This is a genomic window from Rouxiella chamberiensis (assembly GCF_026967475.1).
Lineage (GTDB): Bacteria > Pseudomonadota > Gammaproteobacteria > Enterobacterales > Enterobacteriaceae > Rouxiella > Rouxiella chamberiensis.
This window is the reverse complement of sequence record NZ_CP114058.1, coordinates 2,377,771-2,401,860: the sequence shown is the minus strand read 5'-3', so window position 1 is coordinate 2,401,860 and position 24,090 is coordinate 2,377,771. Positions and strand designations below refer to the sequence as shown.

The window sequence follows — 24,090 nt, the reverse complement described above, 5'->3', positions numbered from 1 at the left end:
TTAATTGCATGATGAATGATAAAGATCTCTCCACCTGGCAGACGTTCCGTCGCCTCTGGCCGATGATCACTCCCTTTAGAGCTGGGCTTATTGCCGCAGCTATCGCGCTGGTGGTCAATGCCGCCGGTGATACCCTCATGCTATCGCTGCTCAAGCCGCTTCTGGATGATGGCTTCGGCAAGACTGACCGCTCCGTTTTGATGTGGATGCCGCTGGTCGTTATCGGCTTGATGCTGGTGCGTGGTGTCAGTGGCTATATCTCGAGTTACTGTATTTCCTGGGTATCCGGCAAAGTGGTGATGCAGATGCGTCGTCGTCTGTTTGGTCACATGATGAGAATGCCGGTGGCCTTCTTCGACCAGCAGTCTACCGGAACATTGCTGTCGCGCATCACCTATGACTCCGAGCAGGTTGCGTCTTCGTCTTCCAGTGCGCTGGTGACCGTTGTGCGTGAAGGGGCCTCGATTATCGGTCTGTTTATCATGATGTTCTACTACAGCTGGCAGCTGTCGGTGATCCTCGTGGTTATCGCGCCTATCGTTTCGACAGTGATCCGCGTTGTGTCCAAGCGTTTTCGCAACATCAGCAAAAACATGCAGAATACAATGGGGCAGGTCACGACCAGCGCCGAACAAATGCTGAAAGGCCATAAAGAAGTGCTGATTTTTGGTGGTCAGTCCATCGAAACCGAGCGCTTCGACAAAGTCAGCAACCATATGCGCCGTCAGGGCATGCGTCTGGTGTCTGCCTCGTCGATTTCCGACCCGATCATTCAGCTGATTGCCTCGCTGGCACTGGCCTTCGTGCTTTACGCGGCGAGCTTCCCGTCCGTGATGGAAACCTTGACCGCCGGGACCATTACCGTCGTGTTCTCGTCAATGATTGCGCTGATGCGTCCGCTGAAATCGCTGACCAACGTCAATGCCCAGTTCCAGCGCGGTATGGCGGCCTGTCAGACCCTGTTCTCCATTCTGGATATGGAACAGGAAAAAGACGAAGGCAAGTTGACCGTTGAACGCGCCAAAGGCGACATCGAATTCAAGAATGTCACCTTTAGCTATGGCAGCAGCGAAAAACCGGCCCTGCGTGATATCTCCTTCGATATTCCGGCGGGTAAAACCGTTGCGCTGGTAGGGCGCTCGGGTTCGGGTAAATCGACCATCGCCAACCTGATGACGCGTTTCTATGATATTCAGCAGGGCGAGATTCTGCTCGACGGTCATGACTTACGTGAATACACGCTGTCATCCCTGCGCGATCAGGTGGCCCTGGTATCGCAGAACGTTCACCTGTTTAACGACACCATCGCCAATAACATCGCCTATGCCCGTACCGAAAAGTACAGCCGTGAAGATGTTGAACGCGCAGCGACAATGGCGCACGCGATGGACTTCATCAACAAGATGGAAAACGGTCTGGATACGGTGATTGGTGAAAACGGCGTGCTGCTCTCCGGTGGTCAACGTCAGCGTATCGCCATCGCCCGTGCCTTGCTGCGAGATTCGCCGGTGCTGATTCTTGACGAAGCGACCTCGGCGCTGGATACCGAATCCGAGCGGGCCATTCAGTCAGCCCTCGACGAGCTTCAGAAAAACCGTACCTCGCTGGTTATTGCACACCGCCTGTCGACTATCGAAAAAGCCGATCAGATTCTGGTGGTGGAAGACGGTCGCGTGGTGGAACGTGGCGCGCACAGCGAATTGCTGGAATTGCGGGGGCTTATGCCCAGCTTCACCGGATGCAGTTCGGCCAATGATTGAGCGCATCTGGTCGGGCCAATCCGCACTGTATCTCCTGCTGCTTCCTTTGAGCTGGCTGTATGGATTGGTGACGCAGGTGCTGCGATTCAGTTATCAGAAAGGCTGGAAGAAAAGCTGGCGTGCTCCTGTGCCTGTTGTGGTGGTCGGCAATCTGACCGCAGGCGGCAACGGTAAAACGCCTGTGGTTATCTGGCTGGTCGAACAGTTGCAGCAGCGCGGTCTGCGCGTGGGTGTGGTGTCGCGAGGTTACGGCGGCAAGGCCGAGCGCTATCCGCTGCTGCTGAATGAAAACACGGCCACGTCGCAGGCCGGTGATGAACCGGTGCTGATTTTTCAACGCACCGGTGCGTCGGTCGCTGTCTCGCCTGTACGGGCCGATGCCGTCAGGGCACTGCTTGCCGCCTCGCCGGTGGACCTTATCGTCACCGATGATGGTTTGCAGCATTACGCCTTGCAGCGCGACTTCGAAATTGTGGTCGTTGACGGCGTGCGTCGTTTTGGCAACGGTCACTGGCTGCCTGCCGGGCCGATGCGCGAGAGAGCTTCACGGCTGCGCACTGTGGATGCGGTGATTGTCAACGGCGAAGGTAAGGCGCAGGGCAGTGAAATCGGCATGCGCTTGCAGCCTGGTTATGCGGTCAATCTGCTGACCGGCGAAAAGCGCCAGGCTGATGCATTGAATGACGTGGTGGCGATGGCGGGCATTGGTCATCCCCCGCGTTTCTTCGCCACGCTTCACCAGTTAGGCCTGACGCCGCAAAAGAAGTCGCCTTTGCCGATCATCAGGCCTTTGATGTCGCACAGCTTGAGGCCTTGACGACGTCAGGACAAACCCTGTTGATGACGGAAAAGGACGCGGTAAAATGCCGCAGCTTTGCCCGCGAAAACTGGTGGTATTTGCCTGTAGACGCCCAGTTTGGCGAGGCCGACCGTGAAAATCTGCTTCAGAGAATCGCCGCACTTGCCGCCGACAGGAAATAATTCTTTGTCGAAAACTTGACCGCGATTGTTAATTATGAGTTAATACGCCTCGGCCTGTGTTTGCAGAGCTATTTATGAGACATTATCGTTAACCACCCTCCAAGAAGCGTTGTTAACCCTAGTAACTAGTTGTTCCTCCCTAAACGTATCTTCCGGTCTTTACCGAAAAGTTTCCGCTAAAAAGACGAACCTCCTGAGTACCTCCCATAAGTAACCTTTCCAAAAAATGGCCGTATTTGCCGCTGGCAAAACTTGATGAATCAAGCTTCGTGAACTAATGTTTAATGGCGTGGTCCTACTAGGTGATGTTTGTGTTTTTCTGGATGAAAGACAGCAAATTATCGTCGGTTAACCCGTAAAACATACGTGATGCGGCGTTTGAATCGAAACACTCTCCACGAAAAAGTGGATTAATATTGCTCATTAGAGGTTCTTATAAGAATAACTTTAGTATGGGCAAGCGCATCCGAACAATAATAAAAAAGCGTTGTCATGGATGCCCGAAAAAAAGGATAGAAATAATATGATGTTAAAAATGGGTTTAGTGAAATGGTTCAATCAGACCAAAGGTTATGGTTTCATTTCTCCACTCGATGGTTCTTCAGAAATCTACGTTAGCCGCAGTTCAATTGCCAATACACGTAATAAATCTCTGAATGCCGGTCAAAGCGTAGAATATACGGTTTACAACAGCTCGACTCACGGTCAGGCAGCAGCCGACGTTATTGCTTTCTAAGTCATTACTTTTGCTGAGTGGCGCAGAAACGAAATGCGCGACATTGTGTTTGTAACAGTTTTACCCTACGTTTTTCTCAAACAGCGGCGGTAAATTTTACCCCCTGATAAAAATGTGTTATCGATATCCGCCTACTGTTTTACGCGCCGGTTTCTTAAAAAAGGATTGGGCGTTAGCTGCTACTGACGGATATCGATATGCCTACTTCCAGTCTTTCCCTCTCTGCCGCTCGTGCGCTTCACCTTACCGCTCAACAACTCGACAAACCTTTGACACGTTCTGCGACTTACGCCGATGTGCTCACCTGCATTCAGAAAATGTCCCTGCTGCAGATAGACACCATCAGCGTCGTGGCGCGCAGCCCCTATCTGGTGCTGTTCAGCCGTCTGGGCCGTTATCCGCAGCAATGGCTTGAGAAGGCCCTGTTTGAGCGCCAACTCTTTGAATACTGGGCGCATGAAGCCTGTTTTATTCCCGTTGAGGATTATCGCCTGCTGCGCCATCGCATGTTGGATCCGCAGGGCATGGGCTGGAAGTTCAACCAAGCCTGGTTTGACGAACATCAGGCCGATATTCAGGCGCTGTTGCAGCATATCGCGGAGAAAGGTCCGGTGCGTTCCGCCGATTTCACCGCCGATAAACGCGGCAGCAGCGGCTGGTGGGACTGGAAACCACACAAGCGACATCTGGAAAGCCTGTTCACCCGCGGCGAGTTGATGGTGTCCGAAAGACGTCATTTTCACCGCGTCTATGATCTGCGTAAAAACATTCTTCCGGATTGGGACGACGCCGCGCAGGCGCTGACGAAAGCCGAGGCCGAATTCCAGATGCTGTGCCGCTCGGCGCAGGCGCTCGGGATCTTCAAAATCGAGTGGCTGGCCGACTACTATCGTCTAAAGCGCATCAATATCAAACAGCTAACGGCTAAGTTGCTGGAACGTCAGTTGATCGTTCCCGTCGAGGTGGCAGGTTTTGCCGCGCCGCTGTATGTGCATTGTGATTATGTCCCTCTTCTCGAACAGGCCGCGATCGGCAGGATCGGATCTTCCGTGACTACGCTATTGTCGCCTTTTGATCCGGTAGTCTGGGATCGAAAAAGGGCGCTGGAGCTGTTTGATTTCGACTATCGGATCGAATGTTACACCCCCGAAGCCAAGCGCAAATACGGCTATTTCACCTTGCCTATCCTCAATAGAGGCGAAATTATCGGGCGCACCGATGCCAAGATGCATCGCAAGCTCGGCGTGCTCGAAATCAAGAGTCTGCATCTTGAAACCGGCGTCAGCGTGGGTAAACGTCGGGCCAAAGACGTGGCCGACGCCATCAGTCGTTTTGCGCAGTGGCAAGGCGCGACACGGGTGAGCGTTAAAAATATTCCCGCCGCCTTGGCGCAACTCTGGGGTGAGGGGTGGGAACTGGCCGAAAAATCGCCGCAGAAAGTCTCTCGCTCCTCCTGAGCCAACTTCTTCCATGCGGAGAGTTAACGGCGTCGGGGCGCTGTGCTATTCTCTGTCACCATAATGACTTGCCTGAAGCCTTCTGGCGCAGCGTGAGTCCTCTCTCTACGCCTCACGGAGGACCTATGGATCATCGTTTACTCGAAATTGTTGCCTGCCCGGTTTGCAACGGCAAACTGTACTTCAATAAAGAATCTCAGGAGCTGGTCTGTAAAGCCGATGGCCTGGCCTACCCTGTGCGTGACGGAATTCCGGTGCTGCTGGAAGTCGAAGCCCGTTCCCTGTCTGCCGACGAGATCCACCCATGAGTTTCGTTGCCATTATTCCTGCACGTTTTGCGTCCAGCCGTCTGCCGGGTAAACCGCTGGCCGACATTAATGGCAAGCCGATGATCGTTCACGTCATGGAGCGCGCCCGCGAATCCGGGGCTAAACGCGTCATCGTCGCGACCGATCATCCCGATGTGAAAACGGCCGTGGAAGCGGCGGGCGGCGAAGTCTGCATGACGCGTCCCGACCACCAGTCCGGTACGGAACGTCTGGCGGAAGTTATCGATCTCTGCGGTTTTGCCGATGACGAAATCATCGTCAATGTGCAGGGCGACGAGCCTATGATCCCGCCGGTTATCGTGCATCAGGTGGCGGATAATCTGGCGAAATGCGGTGCCGGTATGGCGACACTCGCCGTGCCTATCGAAGACGCGGAAGAGGCGTTCAATCCGAACGCGGTGAAAGTGGTCATGGACGCGCAGGGCTTTGCGCTGTACTTCTCGCGCGCCACCATTCCATGGGATCGCGAACGTTTTGCCACCTCGAAAGAAACAGTCGGCGACACTTTCCTGCGCCACATCGGCATTTATGCCTACCGCGCCGGTTTTATTCGCCGCTATGTGACGTGGGAACCCAGCGCGCTTGAAAAAATCGAGTTGCTCGAGCAGCTTCGCGTGCTGTGGTACGGGGAAAAAATCCACGTTGCGGTTGCGAAAGCCATTCCTTCCGTGGGTGTCGATACCCCTGAAGACTTGCAGCGCGTGCGCGAGATTTTCGCCCGCGCGGCCAACTAGTCGCGAGTATCTAGAGCGCTGTACTTCGCACCGTCGACTCTGACGGTGCGATTTTCCCGTCATGGCTAGCCTTTTGCCGCCGTCTCCGCCGACACATCCCTGCTGGTCAGCCGTTGCCACTGCCGACCCAGAAACTCATACCAGAAACGTTCGCTGTGCAGCAGATAGAGCGACTGCGGGATAACCCGTTCCCAGGGATTCAGCGCAGAATCGATAGCCACCTGATTGGCCGGTGCCGGAATCGGCGACAATCCCTGCTGCTGGAAGAAAACCATGGCACGCGGCAGCTGGCTCGCCGCCGTCACCAGAATAAACGGCGCATTACCGATGCGTTTTGCCACCTGTTCGGCTTCCTGATGCGTGTCCTTGGGTTGATCGAGAATAATGATATCGCCTTGCGGAACGCCCAGACTTTCGGCTGCCAGTGCCGCAACTTCCGCAACGCTTTTCGGATTGCCGATGGCTGCCGCGCCGGTAAAGATCATTTTGGCGCCGGGATGCTGATGATAAATGCGGATCCCTTCAGTAACGCGAGCCAGCGTGCCGTCGATAAGATTGGACGTCGGCGCCCATTGCGGATTGTAGGTATAGCTGCTGCCCAGCACCACAATGTAGTCGGCAGGGTCTTGTCCATTGTAGGTCGGATAGGTTTTTTCAATCTGGCGCATCAGCCCGTCGGCGACAGGTTGCAGGCTCAGCAAGCCTAAACACAGCCAACTGAGTAAAAACAGCACTTTCCCGGTTTTCTGGCGACGGGTAAACCACAGCAGGCATAGCGCTACGGCCATCACTATCAATAAAAAGGGCAGCGGCATCAACAGGCCGCCGACAATTTTTTCAGGATGAAAAGCATGGATTCTTGATTCCTTTTGATTGAAAAAACGGCATCCGGGCGAGTTTCTCCGACAGGATGATTTATTCTAGGCCAGCCTGTGCGAAAATAGCAGGATACTGCCTATCGCTAGCCCATGGTAAATTAAAAAATTGAGCAAGAAAAAACGTATTGTGGTGGAGGAGCCTTCTCCCCAGGGCCGTAATTTCGACGATATGGCCGAAAAATTTTCGCGAAATATCTATGGCACCACAAAAGGCCGTATTCGTCAGGCCGTGCTTGGGCAGGACTTGCAGGCGCTTTTGGCCGAACTTCCCCAGCGCCCGTTACGGATTCTCGATGCCGGTGGCGGTGAAGGGCAGATGGCCTGCGAACTCGCGGCTTTAGGACATCAGGTCTTGTTGTGCGATCTCTCCGGTGAGATGATTCGACGGGCGAAGGTCGCCGCCGAAGAAAAAGGTGTGAGCGACAACATGCAATTCGTACAATGTCCCGCTCAGGATGTTGCACAGTATTTGGAACAGCCGGTCGATCTGATATTGTTCCATGCGGTCATCGAATGGCTGGCGGAACCTCGGCAGGCTCTGCAGGCGTTAAACGACTGTCTATTGCCCGGCGGCGCACTCTCCCTGATGTTCTACAACGTCAATGGATTGCTGATGCGCCATATGGTGCTGGGTAATTTTGGTCATGTCGAGGCAGGGTTACCCAAAATAAAAAAAGCTCGTTGCTCCCCGACTACCCGCTGGAACCGAATCAGGTCTATCAGTGGCTGGAAGAGATGGAAATGCAGATTACCGGCAAGACCGGCGTGAGGGTATTTCACGACTATCTGCGCAACAGGCAACAGCATAAGCAGGATTTTGACGAGCTTCTGGCGCTGGAACAGCGTTATTGCCGACAGGAGCCATTTGTTAGTTTGGGGCGTTACATCCACGTGATGGCGCGCAAACCCGATCGGAAGGACGAATTATGAGTGAATTTTCCCAGACTGTCCCTGAACTGGTCGCCTGGGCACGTAAAAATGATTTCTCAATTTCATTGCCGACGGAGCGACTGGCCTTTCTTCTGGCGATTGCCACGCTAAACGGCGAACGTCTCGACGGAGAGATGAGCGAAGGTGAATTAATCGATGCCTTTCGCCATGTAAGCAAGGGATTTGAGCAAACCCACGAGACTATCGCGGTGCGTGCCAACAATGCTATCAATGATCTGGTGCGCCAGCGTCTGGTAAACCGTTTTGTCAGCGAAATCGCCGACGGCAACGCCATTTACCGCCTGACGCCGCTGGGCATCGGCATCACCGATTACTACATTCGCCAGCGCGAGTTTTCCACGCTGCGCCTCTCGATGCAGCTTTCCATCGTGGCCCAGGAGCTTAAACGCGCGGCCGATGCCGCTGACGAAGGCGGCGACGAATTCCACTGGCACCGCAACGTGTTTGCCCCGCTGAAATACTCTGTGGCCGAGATTTTCGACAGCATCGACATGACCCAGCGCATCATGGATGAACAGCAGCAGGGCGTAAAAGATGACATCGCGTCACTGCTCAGCAAAGACTGGCGTGCGGCTATCTCCAGTTGTGAACTGCTGCTGTCCGAAACCTCCGGCACGCTGCGCGAACTTCAGGATACCCTCGAAGCCGCCGGTGATCTGCTCCAGGCGCACCTGCTGCGTATTCAGGATGCCATGCACGACGGGCCGCCGGGTCTCGGCTTTATCGATAAACTGGTGTTTGACCTGCAAAACAAGCTGGACCGAATCACCAGCTGGGGTCAGCAGGCGATTGACCTGTGGATTGGTTACGACCGCCACGTGCACAAGTTTATCCGTACCGCCATCGACATGGACAAAAACCGCGTCTTTGCCCAGCGTCTGCGCCTGTCGGTGCAGAACTATTTCGAACAGCCGTGGACGCTGACCTTCGCCAACGCCGATCGCCTGCTGGACATGCGTGACGAAGAGTTGGCGCTGCGCAGTGAAGAAGTCACCGGCGAACTGCCGGACTCGCTCGAATTCGAAGAGATAAGCGAAATTCGCGAACAGCTGGCGGCGCTGATTGAACAGGCCCTGCTGGTATATCGGCAAGACAAGGTACCGCTCAACCTGGGCCTGGTCATGCGCGACTATCTCGAACAATATCCACGCGTCCGTCACTTCGACGTCGCGCGTATCATGGTCGACCAGGCGGTACGCCTTGGTGTGGCTGAAGCAGATTTTTCAGGGTTGCCCGCGCAGTGGCAGGCAATCAATGATTACGGAGCCAAGGTGCAGGCCCATGTCATCGACAAATATTGATCAAGTGATGCCAGCCAAGCTGGCACAGGCGTTGGCAAATTCTCTGTTCCCGGCATTGGACAGTCAGCTTCGGTTCTGGCCGCCATATCGGAATCGAGGAGTTGGATAATCACGCTTTCCTGATGGATTATCAGGATGAAATCGAACTTTTTTACAGCCGCTACAGCGTAGAATTGATCCGCGCGCCTGAAGGTTTCTTCTATCTTCGTCCGCGCTCCACCACGCTTATCCCGCGCTCCGTCTTGTCCGAATTAGACATGATGGTCGGTAAAATCCTTTGCTATCTGTACCTTAGCCCTGAACGACTGGCTCATGAAGGCATCTTCACGCAGCAGGAGTTATATGATGAATTGCTGAGTCTGGCGGATGAAAACAAACTGCTCAAGTTTGTAAACCAGCGCTCGACGGGTTCAGATCTCGACAGGCAAAAACTTCAGGAAAAAGTCAGAACTTCACTCAATAGATTACGCCGACTTGGCATGGTTTATTTTATGGGACCTGACAGCACCAAATTCAGGATAACCGAAGCCGTGTTTCGCTTTGGCGCGGATGTGCGCAGCGGCGACGACACGCGCGAAGCCCAGCTGCGCATGATCCGCGACGGCGAAGCCATGCCTTTGGAAAGCAGCCTGTCGCTGAACGATGAAAGCGATGAGCACGACCCGCAGGCAGGCAATGGGCCAGAAGCTGTAGAGGATGAACAGGAATGATAGAACGCGGTAAATTTCGCTCACTGACGCTGGTCAACTGGAACGGCTTTTTTGCCCGCACCTTTGACCTCGATGCGCTGGTGACTACGCTTTCCGGCGGCAACGGAGCGGGTAAATCCACCACCATGGCCGCCTTCGTAACGGCCCTGATCCCCGATCTGACGTTGCTGCATTTCCGTAACACCACCGAAGCGGGGGCCACCTCCGGCTCGCGCGACAAAGGTCTGCACGGCAAGCTGCGTGCAGGCGTGTGTTACTCGACCCTCGACGTGGTCAACTCGCGCCACCAGCGCGTGATTGTCGGCGTACGCCTGCAGCAGGTCGCCGGTCGTGACCGCAAGGTCGACATCAAGCCCTTCACCATTCAGGGCCTGCCGACCGCAATGCAGCCGACGGAAATCCTGACCGAAACCGTCGGGGAACGTCAGGCGCGCGTGCTTTCCTTGCAGGAGCTTAAAGATCGCGTCGAAGCGATGGAAGGGGTGCAGTTCAAGCAGTTCAACTCCATCACCGACTATCACTCCCTGATGTTTGATCTTGGCATTATTCCGCGCCGTCTGCGCTCCGCCTCCGATCGCAGCAAGTTCTATCGTTTGATAGAAGCCTCGCTGTACGGCGGTATTTCCAGTGCCATCACCCGCTCGCTGCGCGACTATCTGTTGCCGGAAAACAGCGGCGTGCGCAAGGCGTTTCAGGATATGGAAGCGGCCCTGCGTGAAAACCGCATGACGCTGGAAGCCATTCGCGTGACCCAGTCGGATCGCGACCTGTTCAAGCATCTGATTTCCGAAGCGACCTCCTACGTGGCCGCCGATTACATGCGCCATGCCAACGATCGTCGTATTCATCTCGACGGCGCGCTGGTGCTGCGCAACGAATTGCTCACCAGCCGCAAACAGCTGGCAAGCGAGCAGTATCGCCACGTCGAAATGGCGCGCGAACTCGCCGAGCAGGGCGGTTCGCAGAGTGATCTCGAAACCGATTATCAGGCCGCAAGCGATCACCTGAATCTGGTGCAGACCGCAATGCGCCAGCAGGAAAAATCGAGCGCTACCAGACTGACCTCGAAGAGCTGACCTATCGTCTCGAAGAGCAGAATGAAGTGGTGGCCGAAGCCAGCGAACTGCACGCCGAGCATGAAGCGCGTGCCGAAGCCGCCGAGCTGGAAGTCGATGAACTCAAAAGCCAGCTTGCCGATTACCAGCAGGCGCTGGATGTACAGCAGACCCGCGCCATTCAGTACCAGCAGGCACTACAGGCCATCGAACGCGCGCGCGAGCTGTGCCAGTTGCCGAATCTGGCGCTGGAAAACAGCGAAGAGTGGCTGGAAACCTTCCACGGCCGCGAGCTTGAAGCCACCGATGTGCTGCTGATGCTCGAACAGAAAATGAGTGTCGCGCAGGCGGCGCACAGCCAGTTTGAAACGGCCTATCAGCTGGTGGTGAAAATCGCCGGTGAAGTGAGCCGCAGCGAAGCCTGGCAAACCGCGCGTGACCTGCTGCGCGACTGGTCTTCCCAGCGCCATCAGGCCGAGCGCGTCGAGCCGCTGCGCATGCGTCTTTCCGAGCTGGAAGGCCGTCTGCGCGAACAGCAGGACGCCGAGCGTCAGTTAAACGATTTCTGCAAACGCACCGGCCAAAACGTCAATCCCGAAGAGATTGACGAACTGCAGCGCGAGCTGGATGTGCAAATCGAAGAGCTGTACACCGTCGTCTCGCAGGCCAGCGAACGCCGCATGGAAATGCGCCAGGAGCTTGAGCAGATTCAGGCGCGCATCCGCGAACTGACCGCCCGCGCACCGGTGTGGCTGGCCGCGCAGGACGCCCTGAGCCAGTTGAGCGAGCAGACCAAGGAACCGCTGGAAACCAGCCAGCAGGTGACCGAATACATGCAGCAACTGCTCGAAAGCGAGCGCGAAGCCACCGTCGAGCGCGATGAAGTGGCGGCGCGCAAGCGCAAGGTCGAGAAGCAGATTACCCGTCTGAGCCAGCCGAGCGGCGCAGAAGATTCGCGGATGATAGCGCTGGCCGAACGTTTTGGCGGCGTATTGCTGTCCGAAATCTATGACGACGTCACCCTCGACGACGCGCCTTACTTCTCCGCGCTGTATGGCCCGTCGCGTCATGCCATCGTGGTGCCGGATCTCTCCCGCATCCGCGACCAGCTTGATGGCCTCGACGACTGCCCGGAAGACCTTTATCTGGTCGAAGGGGATCCCCAGTCTTTCGATGACAGCGTCTTTGCCGTCGAAGAGATGCAGAACGCGGTGCTGGTAAAAACCGGCGATCGCCAGTGGCGTTACTCGCATTACCCCGAGGTGCCGCTGTTTGGCCGCGCCGCGCGTGAAAACCGTCTGGAAGTGCTGCACAAAGAGCGCGAAACGCTGTCCGAACGCTACGCAACCCTGTCGTTTGACGTGCAAAAAATTCAGCGTCTGCATCAGGCGTTCAGCCGTTTCATCGGCAGCCACCTTGCCGTCGCCTTCGAAGCGGATCCGGAAGCGGATATCCGCCAGCTGAGCGGGCGTCGCGGCGAGCTTGAGCGCGCGCTGAATGCCCACGAAGGACAGAATCAGCAGCAGCGCCAGCAATACGATCAGGCGAAAGACGCCGCAGCCTTGCTCAACAAGCTGCAGCCGCGCGTCGGTTTGCTGTGTGACGAAACGCTGATTGACCGTGTGGAAGAAATCCGCGAAGAGTTTGAAGAAGCACAGGACGCCGCACGCTTTATCCAGCAGCACGGTTTGTCGCTGGTCAAGCTCGAGCCGCTGGTCTCCGTGCTGCAAAGCGATCCCGAGCAGCACGAGCAGTTGAAGGAAGATTACGCCCAGGCCCAGCACGCGCAGCGTCTGGCAAAACAGCAGGCGTTTGCGCTGACCGAAGTCGTGCAGCGTCGCGCGCACTTCAGCTACACCGATTCTGCGGGCATGCTGAATGAAAATTCCGACCTCAACGACAAGCTGCGTCATCGTCTGGAAAATGCCGAAGCCGAGCGCAGCCGCGCCCGCGAACAGGTGCGCCAGCATCAGACCCAGCTGACCCAGTACAGTCAGGTTCTGGCCTCGCTCAAGAGTTCGTTCGAGGCCAAGCGCGACATGCTAAAAGAGCTGAGTCAGGAGTTGCAGGACATTGGCGTGCAGGCCGATCCCAATGCCGAAGCGCGCGCCCGTACCCGTCGCGACGAACTGCATCAATTGCTGAGCACCAACCGCAGCCGCTGCAACCAGCTCGAGAAGCAGATAACCTTCTGCGAAGCCGAGATGGACAACCTGCAAAAACGTCTGCGCAAACTTGAACGCGACTATCATCAGAGCCGCGAACAGGTTGTGACCGCGAAGGCGGGCTGGTGTGCGGTGATGCGTCTTGTGAAAGACAACGGCGTCGAACGCCGTCTGCATCGTCGCGAAATGGCCTATCTCGGCGGTGACGAACTGCGGTCAATGTCGGACAAGGCACTGGGCGCGCTGCGTCTTGCCGTGGCCGACAACGAACACCTGCGCGATGTGCTGCGTCTTTCAGAAGACGCGAAGCGGCCGGAGCGCAAGATCCAGTTCTATATCGCGGTGTATCAGCATCTGCGCGAACGTATCCGTCAGGATATTATTCGCACCGACGATCCGGTCGAAGCCATCGAACAGATGGAAATTGAGCTGGGCCGTCTGACCGAAGAGCTGACTGCGCGCGAACAACAGCTGGCGATCAGCTCGAAAAGTGCCGCGAACATTATTCGCAAGACCATTCAGCGCGAGCAGAACCGTATTCGCATGCTGAACCAGGGCCTGCAGGCCGTGGCCTTTGGTCAGGTGAAAAGCGTGCGGCTCAACGTCAATGTGCGTGAAGCGCATGCCGGCCTGCTCGACGTGCTGTCCGAACAGCAGGAGCAGCATCAGGACCTGTTTACCAGCAACCGCCTGACCTTCTCCGAGGCGCTGGCGAAGCTGTACCAGCGTCTGAATCCGCAAATCGATATGGGGCAGCGCACGCCGCAAACCATCGGCGAAGAGCTGCTCGACTACCGCAACTATCTCGAGATGGAAGTGGAGGTCAACCGTGGCTCCGACGGCTGGCTGCGTGCCGAGAGTGGCGCGTTGTCGACCGGTGAGGCAATCGGAACCGGGATGTCGATTCTGGTGATGGTGGTGCAGAGCTGGGAAGATGAATCGAGCCGTCTACGCGGCAAGGATATCTCGCCGTGTCGTCTGCTGTTCCTCGATGAAGCGGCACGTCTGGATGCCAAATCCATCGCCACGCTGTTCGAGCTGTGCGATCGTCTGCAAATGCAGCTCATCATCGCGGCACCGGAAAACATCAGTCCCGAGAAAGGCACCACCTACAAACTGGTGCGTAAAGTCTTCCAGAATACCGAGCACGTACACGTAGTCGGTTTGCGAGGATTTGCCTCGGAGCTTCCTGCGGTTGAAAACAAGGAAGCAGACAGCGTCGCCGAAGGCTAGACTTGATTCAAGACGCCAGTGCGCGATGACCTGCCCCTTTTTTGCAACATTTATACGCAAATAAAAGGGGCAGAAAACATTGCTCAATCAAAAGCCTCGACCAAATAATAGTGGTCGGGGCTTTTTTAATGTTGCGCGTTCGGCAATTATGTTGTCGCTCTGAGCAAACTTAAGATTATGTTTATATAATTAATGTATGGGCTATTGGCTTACGTCATTATTCATAAAATTTTTTAGCGATGTCGCTATTTTGGTATTTAAGTGAGGCACGGGATGATGCTTAAGCGTAATGAGTCTCTCAGGGTCTGGATAGCCGGAGGTTTACTGGCGGCCAGTGTTGCGCCCTTTACCCAGAGTTATGCGGCGATGCCAACAATGCCGGTCAAGACGACGACGCTTTCCAGCGTGCAAAGCCTGAACCATCTTCAGGCCGAACTGCCGAGCCGGGTTAAACCGCTGTTTCTTACTACGCTGGCGTCGCTCTATGCCGCCAATCACATGCAGCCCATGTGGCAGGACAGGGATGCCATTCACCAGTTTCAGCAGCAGTTGGCCGAACTGGCGATTTCCGGCGTGCAGCCGCAGTTTACCCAGTGGGTGAAATGGCTGACGGACCCGGGCATCACAGGCATGGCGCGCGACGTGGTGTTATCCGATGCCATGCTGGGATATCTGCAATTTACCAGCGGCGTGGAGAGCAACGGCAGCAACTGGCTATACAGCCCGAAACCCTACAAGATGAGCACGCCTTCGCTGACGGTTATCAACCAGTGGCAGCTTGCACTTCGTCGCGGCACGACCGCGCACTACCTCACGACCCTCGAACCTCAGCATCCGCAGTATAAAAAATGCACGCCGCGCTGAAAACGCTGCTGGCCGATTCGCAGGCGTGGCCGCAAATGACCAGTCTGGTGAGCCTGCGGCCGGGGCAGGTGAGTGACGACGTGCCTGCGCTGCGACAAATACTGGCACGCAGTGCCTCGATGCTCGACAAGGTCGACAACGCGCCGCCTTCTCCAACCGATGAAACCATCGCCCAGAACACGACCAGCAACACCAACGTCGAGGATTTCTCCGTTGACGAGTCGGCCGATAAAGCCCAGAAACCCGCACCGGCGATAAGTCCTTCCGCGACCTCGGTGCAGGACGTCCTGCCGACGCCCACGCCCGACACGGCAGCGCCGCCCGCAACGCAGGCCGAAGGTACGCCGGGCGTCGCCGTCGCCGACAACATCTATACACCGCAGCTTGTGGACGCGGTCAAACGCTTTCAGAAATGGCAGGGACTCGAAGCCGACGGCGTGATAGGGCCGAGCACGCGCCAATGGCTGAACGCCTCGCCACGCCTGCGCGCTACGCTTCTGGCGCTCAATATCCAGCGGCTGCGCATTCTGCCGGGCGATGTGAATACCGGCATTATGGTCAACATTCCCAACTATTCGCTGAAATATTATCTCAACGGTAGCGAAGTGCTGTCGTCGCGCGTCATTGTGGGACGGCCGAGCCGTAAAACGCCGCTGATGAGCAGCGTGTTGAGCAATGTGGTGCTGAATCCGCCGTGGAATGTGCCGACGACGCTGGTACGCCAGGATATTGTGCCGAAGGTCATTCGTGATCCTGGTTATCTGCAAAAGCACGGCTTCACGCTGCTCTCGGGCTGGAGCAACGACGCCGAGGTGATTGACCCGTCGACCATCAACTGGAGCATGGTGTCGCCGGACCACTTCCCGTATCGCGTGCGTCAGCAAGCAGGGGCGATGAGCGCGCTGGGGCGTTACAAATTCAATATGCCAAGCTCGGACGCCATCTATCTGCACGACACGCCGAACCACAATCTGTTCCAGCGCGACGTGCGTGCGCTGAGTTCGGGTTGCGTGCGTGTCAACAAGGCGTCTGAACTGGCCAATATGTTGCTGCAAAACACCGGTTGGAACGATGCGCGTATTTCATCGACCGTGCAGGGCGGCAACACGACCTTCGTGCCCATCCGCCATCGCATACCGGTAAAATTGTTCTATCTAACGGCGTGGGTCTCCGATGAAGGTAAGCCGCAGTTCCGCACAGATATTTACAATTATGATTCTACCGTGAGATCCGGTGCACAAATTCTGTCACAGGCAGAAAAACTGCTCTAATAAATGCAGCAATTTTAATCTGATAAGTGTCTGAAACAGCTAACCGTCAACGATCAATCCGGTGGAAAAGGACGCCTTAAGTCCAATTTCACCGGATTGACTCCCGAATCAAGGCGGTTAAGGTTGCGAGGGGTCAGATTCTGGCCGCTCTCAAGACCTTCTTTTAGATTTCGCTATCGGGTAATTGACTGTTCATGGATCAAATAGATAAACATCGCCGTAAATGGCTGGCACTGGGCAGTGCTGCCATGGGCGTGGCGCTCCTGCCTCATCAGGCGCTCGCGACGCTTTCCACACCAAGGCCCCGGGTGTTGGTTATCAACAACCTCCACACTGGTGAAACCCTCAAAACCGAATTTTTTGACGGCAAGAAATACAACAGGGACGAGTTGGCGCGATTGAATCATTTGTTCCGCGACTACCGTGCCGAACAGGTCAAAAATATCGATCCTCAGCTGTTCGATCATCTCTACCGCCTGCAAATCATGCTGGGTACCAGCAAACCGGTGCAGTTGATTTCCGGGTATCGTACGCTTGCGACCAACAACAGCCTGCGCAAACATGGCAGCGGCGTGGCCAAACACAGTTATCACACTCTGGGTCAGGCCATGGATTTCCACATTCAAGGCGTTGATTTGGCAAATATTCGCAAAGCGGCATTAAAAATGCGGATGGGTGGTGTAGGATATTATCCACGAAGTGACTTTGTTCACATCGATACCGGTCCAGCCAGAAGCTGGTCGTGATCCTGTGCACGATATGAAACAAAAACATCGGCAGCGTCCTTGAGGTTGCCGATGTGTGGAGAATAACACGACATGAAGTATCACATCATTCCGGTGACGGCGTTCGGCCAGAACTGTTCCGTTATCTATTGTGCCAAAACCCGTCAGGCTGCAATCGTCGATCCCGGCGGTGAAGCGGAAAAAATCCAGCGTGAAGTCAGTGCGCTTGGCGTTCAGGTGACGCAGGTACTGCTGACCCACGGCCATCTCGACCATGTTGGTGCCGCCGCCGAAATCGCCGCATTTTATCAGGTGCCGGTTATCGGGCCTCATAAAGAAGACCAATTCCTGCTGGACGGTTTGCCGGAGCAAAGCCGGATGTTCGGCCTGGATTTCTGTGCAGCCTTTACGCCGGATCAATGGCTGGCGGAAGGCGATGTGGTGCAGGTCGGAGAAGAGACGTTTTCCGTGCTTGAATGTCCGGGACACACGCCGGGGCATATTGTTTTCATTAACGATGCCGCGCGCTTTGCCGTCTCGGGTGACGTGATATTCAGGGGCGGTGTAGGGCGCAGCGACTTCCCGCGCGGCAACCATGAAGATTTGATTGCTTCAATCAAGAACAAGCTGCTGCCGCTGGGCGACGATATAGTGTTTCTGCCGGGGCATGGGCCAATGTCGACCCTCGGCGAAGAAAAACACAGCAACCCCTTCCTTCTTCGTTAGTGACGTTGCGGCTGTAGTGGCTTAGCTCGCGCAATGGCCAAACGTTTAACGCCCTGAAGGCAAAAAAGCCAGCGCTGTGTAAAACAGGCTGGCTTTTTTCATAGCTGAATCAGCGGATTACAGCACGGCGACGATGGCTTCGCAGAGCGGGGCCATGTTGTCGAGTGTAATACCCGCAACATTGATTCGGCCCGAGTTCACGGCATAAACCCCGAATTCCGAACGCAGGCGCAGAACCTGATCCTTGCTCAGACCGCTGAACGAGAACATGCCGTTCTGCTCAATGATGAAGGAGAAATCCTGCTTGGCGCCTTTCTCCTGCAGCGTGGTCACAAACAGCTGGCGCATGCGGTGGATACGCTGGCGCATGTCGCTTAGTTCCTGCTCCCACAGTGCGCGCAGCGCCGGGTTGCCCAGAATGGTCGCGACGACGGCTGCGCCGTGAGCTGGTGGGTTCGAGTAGTTGGTGCGAATCACCGATTTGACCTGACTGAAGGCGCGGTCGGCATTTTCGGCATCGGCGGTCACCAGAGTGAAAGCGCCCACGCGTTCATTGTACAGGCCGAAGTTCTTGGAATAGGAACTGGCAACCAGCAGCTCGGCGTGACGGGCGGCAAAGATGCGCAGGCCCTGAGCGTCTTCTTCCAGACCTTTGGCGAAGCCCTGATACGCGAAGTCAAACAGCGGCAACCAGCCATTGGCGACGGAAAGGTCGGCCAGTTGCTGCCACTGGGCAACGGTAGGATCGATACCGGTCGGATTATGGCAGCAGCCATGGAACAGCACGATATCGCCCGCCTGCGCTTCGCTCAGGCTTTGCAGCATGCCGTCGAAATCCAGCGCATGGTTCTCGGCGTCATAGTATTGGTATTCTTTCACTTCCAGACCGGCGGAGGAGAACACGCCGACGTGGTTCGGCCAGCTTGGGTTGCTCACCCACACGCGTTTGGCGGAGGTCTGGGTCGCCACGAAATCGGCAGCAATGCGCAGTGCACCGGTCCCGCCCGGCGTCTGTGCGGTGCGGGCGCGTTTATCGGCGATGATGGCGCTCTCTGCGCCAAACAGCAGCTCTTGCGTGCAGCGCGCGAAATCCGGCAAACCATCAATGCTCAGATAGGTTTTGGTGGTTTCGTTTTCCAGCAGATACTGCTCGGCCTTTTTAACACTGGCCAGAACCGGCGTCTTACCTGTTTCGTCTTTATAAACACCAATTCCGAGGTTGATTTTGTCCTGACGATCGTCAGCGCGGAAAAGATCGGTCAGACCCAGGATAGGATCGGCGGGTGCGGCAGTGATTTTTTCAAACATTGGAAACTTCCATGACCTGTTATGAACAGTAGAGGCACTCAGGTTACCGCCAGAATTCGGCTTTGCCAACCGTTTGCGGTAAAAAGAAAAAGGAGTTGTGAGCGGGGCGGCAGCATTAGCGATTCTGATGGAAACGCCGAAAAAAGGGCGAAAAAAAGCAGAGCCTGCGCTCTGCCTTTTTCATCAACTCGGTATGCTCCCGGAGGCGCAAGACTCAAGCGAGATTAGAACTGGTATACCAGACCCAGTGCAACAACGTCGTCGGTCGCCAGACCCAGTGGGTTGTTGTCGTCCAGACGGTTGATTTTGTAGTCAACATAGGTAGACATGTTTTTGTTGAAGTAGTAAGTAGCGCCAACTTCATAGTATTTGTACAGGTAAGCGTCGCCGATACCTTCGATGTCCTTGCCTTTGGACTGCACGTAGGCAACAGAAGGACGCAGACCGAAGTCGAACTGGTACTGGGCAATGATTTCTTCGGTTACTGCCTTGTTGGCGAAGCCGTTCAGCTCAACACCATCAACTTCACCGGAGATACGTGCTGCATCGCGGGTTTCAGAGTAAAGTGCAGCAACGTAAACGTTGTTTGCATCATACTTGATGGCGGTGCCCCAGCTGCGTGCCTTGTTCTCGCCGTTGCCGAATGCCAGTTCTTTCTGACCGTCGGTACGGTTAGATTCAGCCCATGAACCTACGATACCCAGGCCGATGGAAGAGGTGTAAGAGGTAGACAACGCGTAGCCGTCACCGTTGCCGCGCAGGATTTCGCCGTCATCACGGTCGTTTTTACCCTGGTACTGAACAGCGAAGTCCCAACCGTCAACCAGACCGAAGAAGTTGGTGTTACGGTAAGTTGCCACGCCGGTAGAACGACCTGCCAGGTAACCGTCGGAGTAACCAGAGTCGCCGCCGTACTCAGGCATCATATCGGTCCAGCCGATAGTATCGTACATCAGACCGTAGTTGCGACCGTAGTCGAATGAACCCCACTGACCGAATTTCAGACCGGCAAAGCCCAGACGGGTTTTGTTGCCGTCCTGTGCGTCGGCGCCTTCGGAGTTGTTGGCCTGAACGTTGTATTCCCACTGGCCGTAACCGGTGATGTTGTCATTAATCTTGGTTTCGCCTTTGAAGCCGAAACGAACGTAAGACTGGTCGCCATCGCTACCGTCGTCTTTTGAGAAGTAATGCAGGCCGTCGACTTTACCGTACAGATCCAGCTTGTTGCCGTCTTTGTTATAAATTTCAGCTGCGTTTGCTGCGCCAGCAGCTAACAAGGCTGGGATAACCACTGCAAGAATGTTGCGCTTCATCATTTATTATTACCCTCATTGGTGTTATTTGGACACCTTGCCACTGCCTACAATACTTTACGGAACTATTGTTGAAAGTTTGGTGTCTCCTGTGTCTGAACGCACTATTCCATTGAGGGTGAGCTTAATCTACAGCGAAAATGCTACTAAACACCTAAACTTGTTTCAGCGGGAAAGAATGTGTTACAAGATGTAAAACTTACGGAACTTTGTGACAGGGATCTACGTTTAAAAATAGCTAAGGCCAGCAGAGCTGGCCTTAAGTTGTATCTAATAATGTTAAATTAATAACTTTTAATTAATTAGAAGGTTGCGTTACGTGGTGGTTCTTGGGAATGGAATAACATCGCGCACGTTCTGCACACCGGTAACATAGGCGACCAGACGCTCGAAGCCCAGACCGAAACCGGAATGCGGTACGGTGCCATAACGACGCAGATCGCGATACCACCAGTAATCTTCCTTGTTCAGACCCATCTCTTCCAGACGCGCGTCCAGGTGATCCAGACGCTCTTCACGCTGGGAACCCCCAATGATTTCGCCAATGCCCGGCGCAAGCACATCCATCGCGGCAACGGTTTTTCCGTCATCATTCATACGCATATAGAAAGCTTTGATGTCTTTCGGGTAGTTCTTGACCACGACCGGCGCTTTAAAGTGCTTCTCGGCGAGGTAACGTTCGTGCTCGGAAGAGAGGTCAACGCCCCACGACACGTCGTTTTCAAACTTCTGACCCGATTTGATAAGAATTTCTACTGCATCGGTGTAATCCACCTGCGCGAAATCGGATGTTACAAAACGTTCCAGGCGAGAAACCGCATCTTTGTCTACACGTTCGGCGAAGAACGCCATGTCATCGCCGCGCTCGTCGAGAACCGCCTGGAAAACATACTTAAGCATACGTTCTGCAAGAGACGCGATGTCATCAAGCGTAGCAAAGGCCACTTCCGGCTCCACCATCCAGAATTCCGCAAGATGACGGCTGGTGTTGGAGTTTTCTGCACGGAAGGTAGGGCCGAAAGTGTAAACTTTTGACAACGCACAGGCATAGGTTTCGCCGTTCAACTGACCTGAAACGGTCAGGAAGGCTTCCTTGCCGAAGAAATCTTCGTTGTAGTCGATTTCGCCCTTGTCGGTGCGCGGCAGGTTTTGCATGTCCAGCGTTGAAACGCGGAACATTTCGCCGGCGCCTTCGGTATCGGAGGCAGTGATAAGCGGAGTGGAAACCCAGAAATAGCCGTTTTCATGATAGAAACGGTGAATCGCCTGCGACAGGGTGTTGCGCACGCGCGCAACGGCACCAATCAGGTTGGTACGCGGACGCAGGTGAGCCACCTCGCGCAGATACTCGATGCTGTGACGTTTTGCCGCCATCGGGTAGGTATCGGGATCGTCAACCCAGCCCACGACGTTTACTGCCGTGGCCTGCAGTTCAAAGCTCTGGCCTTCGCCTGGAGAGGCCACCACGGTACCGGTGATTTCAACGGAACAGCCGGTGGTCAGGCGCAGTACGTCTTCCTGATAATTAGGCAGAGAATTATTTACGACGGCCTGTAACGGATTAAAGCAGGAACCGTCATAAACGGCGACGAAGGAGATGCCAGCTTTTGAATCTCTCCGGGTACGTACCCAACCACGCACGGTGACTTCACTGTCAACCGCAGCACGGCCTTGCAGTACGTCGACTACAGGCACAACGCTCATAGATTTCTCTCTTAAATAGTTCTAATGATACCGATGGTTTTAAATTCGTATTAAAAACCTGTTTGAACAGCGACACCCCTTTTAAAAGGGTTTTGCTATGTTACTTAGGCTTTTTCAGGACACAAGTAGAAATCGCCCGCCAACGGCAACATTTATGCCGAACAGGGCAAAACTTTAAACGGCGGAGGAGAAGAGGGGGCGATATGCTGAAAATTTCTGCAATAAATCGGAGAACGAACGTTTCCTCTATAAAGGAAGGGAAAGGATAATCCCTTTCCCTGTTCTGAAGTCATGTCAAAAACGCGGTTACGACGCCTTTTTCACCAGTGGCAGATCAAAGGCCTTGCGCAGCGCCTTGACGAACGCCTTGTCCTGACAAATGGTCTTGCCGGGGCTGTCGGACAGTTTGGCGACCGGCTTGCCGTTGCACTGCACCAGCTTGATGACGATATTCAGCGGTTTGACGTGTGGAATATTACAGGTCAGACGCGTGCCGATGCCGAACACCAGATTGATGCGCGTATGGAAACGACGGTATAAATCCAGCGCCTTGTCGAGGTCGAGATTGTCGGAAAACACCAGCGTTTTGCTCATCGGATCGATATCGAGCTTTTCGTAATGCGCGATGGCCTTTTCGCCCCATTCAAACGGGTCGCCCGAGTCATGACGCAACCCCTGATAGGCGTTGGCAAACTTGCTGCCGAAATCGCGCAGGAAGGCGTCCATCGTAATGCAGTCGGTCAACGCGATGCCGAGCTGATCGGGATATTCATCCAGCCACGATTGCAGCGCCGCGCGTTGGCTGTTGGCCAGCACCGGACTCAACTGCTGGTGTGCCTGGAACCATTCGTGCGCCTGCGTGCCTACCGGATTAAGCTGCAACTGATGCGCCAGCGTGTAGTTGCTGGTGCCGACCAGATACGGGAATTCCGCTTTCAGCGTGCTGACAATCTCCCGCTGCACCGCGCCCGAGAAACGGCGACGGGTGCCGAAATCCATCAGCTTGAAGGCCGAGAGATCGACATCGGCGGCATTCTGGCGGAACTTCTGCAGGTTTTTACGCAGCTGCTCGACTGCCATCTCGGGCGTGACATCGGGAGAGCGATGCTTGTGCACCACTTCGCTAATCACGGCCAGCAGCGGCACTTCCCACATAATCACTTCACGCCACGGACCCGCGATGCGAATGTGCAGATGGCCGTGACGGTCGGAAACCTCCACGTGCGCCGGGTTGTAGCGGAATGCGCGCAACCACTGCAGATAATCCTGACTAAAGAACCGGCAGACCGGAGAGATAGGTAAACTCGTCATCGGTCAGCGCCAGTTCACTCATCAACTGAACCTGGTGTCTAATTTCAGCCGCATATTCGCCCAGCAATTCGTCGCCTCGGCAACGGAACTCGGCAACGACGTGGCTGTTGGCATAACGGTGAAAGACTGCCTGCTGCATGTGAAGCTTGTAGGCATCAGTGTCTAACAACGAACTCAAAATCGGGGAGGCGTATGAAGTCATAGCGCGCGGCATCCTCGTCATATTCTTCGTCCTTGAAATCAAAGCGCATTGGCTGTGTTTGCTGTGATTCAAATGACTTTGAATAGTATTTTTATGGTCTTGATAAAGCGCAAAGTTCGAGAAGTATATCGCATTATCCGACCAATGAACCCACATCTGAGCACAATTGCGCGTAGGGGGTCGAGGGCCAAATGTGCCTTACCGGCACAAAGTCTCCCGTGTTTCCGATAATTCTTAACATTGGAATAACCCGTTAAATATTAATGTCTTTCCTATTATTTGCATGGAATACAGGAAGTTGATCACATTTTGCGGGCATCTGACCCTGCAAAATCGCCGCGACGGGGAATAGATGACAGGCGAAACTATTGAATTT

The 24,090-nt window shown here is 55.0% G+C and carries 9 protein-coding genes and 9 pseudogenes; 13 read left to right on the top strand and 5 right to left on the bottom strand.

Going from position 1 to position 24,090, the window contains the following annotated elements; genetic code table 11:
- Window positions 1-8: 8 nt before the first annotated feature.
- The 6 genes and pseudogenes from msbA to kdsB all read left to right on the top strand — a co-directional run bounded on the left by msbA (window position 9) and on the right by kdsB (window position 5,997).
- A pseudogene (msbA, locus tag O1V66_RS11180) lies at window positions 9-1,756 on the top strand (lipid A ABC transporter ATP-binding protein/permease MsbA).
- Window positions 1,753-2,741, top strand: a pseudogene (gene lpxK / locus O1V66_RS11175) (tetraacyldisaccharide 4'-kinase). The pseudogenes msbA and lpxK overlap by 4 nt, the downstream one beginning before the upstream one ends.
- Window positions 2,742-3,264: 523 nt before the next feature.
- A complete protein-coding gene (locus tag O1V66_RS11170) occupies window positions 3,265-3,477 on the top strand; it encodes a cold-shock protein (protein WP_045046364.1) in 213 nt (70 codons plus the stop codon).
- Between the two features lie 197 nt (window positions 3,478-3,674).
- Window positions 3,675-4,934, top strand: coding sequence for a winged helix-turn-helix domain-containing protein (locus O1V66_RS11165; RefSeq protein ID WP_045046365.1), 1,260 nt, complete (start codon window positions 3,675-3,677; stop codon window positions 4,932-4,934).
- Window positions 4,935-5,059: 125 nt separating this feature from the next.
- Window positions 5,060-5,242 carry a Trm112 family protein gene (locus O1V66_RS11160; RefSeq protein WP_009636632.1) on the top strand — a complete coding sequence of 61 codons (183 nt, stop codon included), beginning with the start codon at window positions 5,060-5,062 and terminating at the stop codon, window positions 5,240-5,242.
- Window positions 5,239-5,997: a 3-deoxy-manno-octulosonate cytidylyltransferase gene (kdsB, locus tag O1V66_RS11155; RefSeq protein WP_045046366.1), complete on the top strand. Its 759-nt coding sequence runs from the start codon at window positions 5,239-5,241 to the stop codon at window positions 5,995-5,997. Before O1V66_RS11160 ends, kdsB begins: the two co-directional genes overlap by 4 nt.
- A gap of 65 nt (window positions 5,998-6,062) precedes the next feature.
- Here kdsB and elyC read toward each other — a convergent pair.
- Window positions 6,063-6,850 (bottom strand): annotated as a pseudogene (gene elyC / locus O1V66_RS11150) (envelope biogenesis factor ElyC).
- 194 nt (window positions 6,851-7,044) lie between these two features.
- Here elyC and cmoM point away from each other — a divergent pair.
- The 7 genes and pseudogenes from cmoM to O1V66_RS11115 all read left to right on the top strand — a co-directional run bounded on the left by cmoM (window position 7,045) and on the right by O1V66_RS11115 (window position 17,876).
- Window positions 7,045-7,805: pseudogene (cmoM, locus tag O1V66_RS11145) on the top strand (tRNA uridine 5-oxyacetic acid(34) methyltransferase CmoM).
- On the top strand, window positions 7,802-9,127 hold the full coding sequence (gene mukF, locus O1V66_RS11140; RefSeq protein WP_045046368.1) for a chromosome partition protein MukF: 1,326 nt from the start codon (window positions 7,802-7,804) through the stop codon (window positions 9,125-9,127). The pseudogene cmoM and the gene mukF overlap by 4 nt, the downstream one beginning before the upstream one ends.
- Window positions 9,108-9,837: pseudogene (mukE, locus tag O1V66_RS11135) on the top strand (chromosome partition protein MukE). Before mukF ends, mukE begins: the two are co-directional and overlap by 20 nt.
- Window positions 9,834-14,290, top strand: a pseudogene (gene mukB / locus O1V66_RS11130) (chromosome partition protein MukB). Before mukE ends, mukB begins: the two co-directional pseudogenes overlap by 4 nt.
- Before the next feature lie 273 nt (window positions 14,291-14,563).
- Window positions 14,564-16,425: pseudogene (gene ldtD, locus O1V66_RS11125) on the top strand (L,D-transpeptidase).
- Between the two features lie 194 nt (window positions 16,426-16,619).
- A complete protein-coding gene (locus tag O1V66_RS11120) occupies window positions 16,620-17,171 on the top strand; it encodes a YcbK family protein (protein ID WP_045046371.1) in 552 nt (183 codons plus the stop codon).
- A gap of 72 nt (window positions 17,172-17,243) precedes the next feature.
- A complete protein-coding gene (locus tag O1V66_RS11115) occupies window positions 17,244-17,876 on the top strand; it encodes an MBL fold metallo-hydrolase (RefSeq protein ID WP_045046372.1) in 633 nt (210 codons plus the stop codon).
- A 117-nt stretch (window positions 17,877-17,993) separates the two neighbouring features.
- Here the strand turns inward: O1V66_RS11115 and O1V66_RS11110 are convergent, their stop codons facing one another.
- The 4 genes and pseudogenes from O1V66_RS11110 to pncB all read right to left on the bottom strand — a co-directional run bounded on the left by O1V66_RS11110 (window position 17,994) and on the right by pncB (window position 23,714).
- Window positions 17,994-19,184, bottom strand: a complete 1,191-nt coding sequence (locus tag O1V66_RS11110; RefSeq protein WP_045046373.1) for an amino acid aminotransferase — start codon at window positions 19,182-19,184, stop codon at window positions 17,994-17,996.
- Window positions 19,185-19,408: 224 nt separating this feature from the next.
- Window positions 19,409-20,500, bottom strand: coding sequence for a porin (locus O1V66_RS11105; protein WP_045046374.1), 1,092 nt, complete (start codon window positions 20,498-20,500; stop codon window positions 19,409-19,411).
- 299 nt (window positions 20,501-20,799) lie between these two features.
- Window positions 20,800-22,201, bottom strand: a pseudogene (asnS, locus tag O1V66_RS11100) (asparagine--tRNA ligase).
- Window positions 22,202-22,507: 306 nt separating this feature from the next.
- Window positions 22,508-23,714, bottom strand: a pseudogene (gene pncB, locus O1V66_RS11095) (nicotinate phosphoribosyltransferase).
- Between the last annotated feature and the right edge of the window lie 376 nt (window positions 23,715-24,090).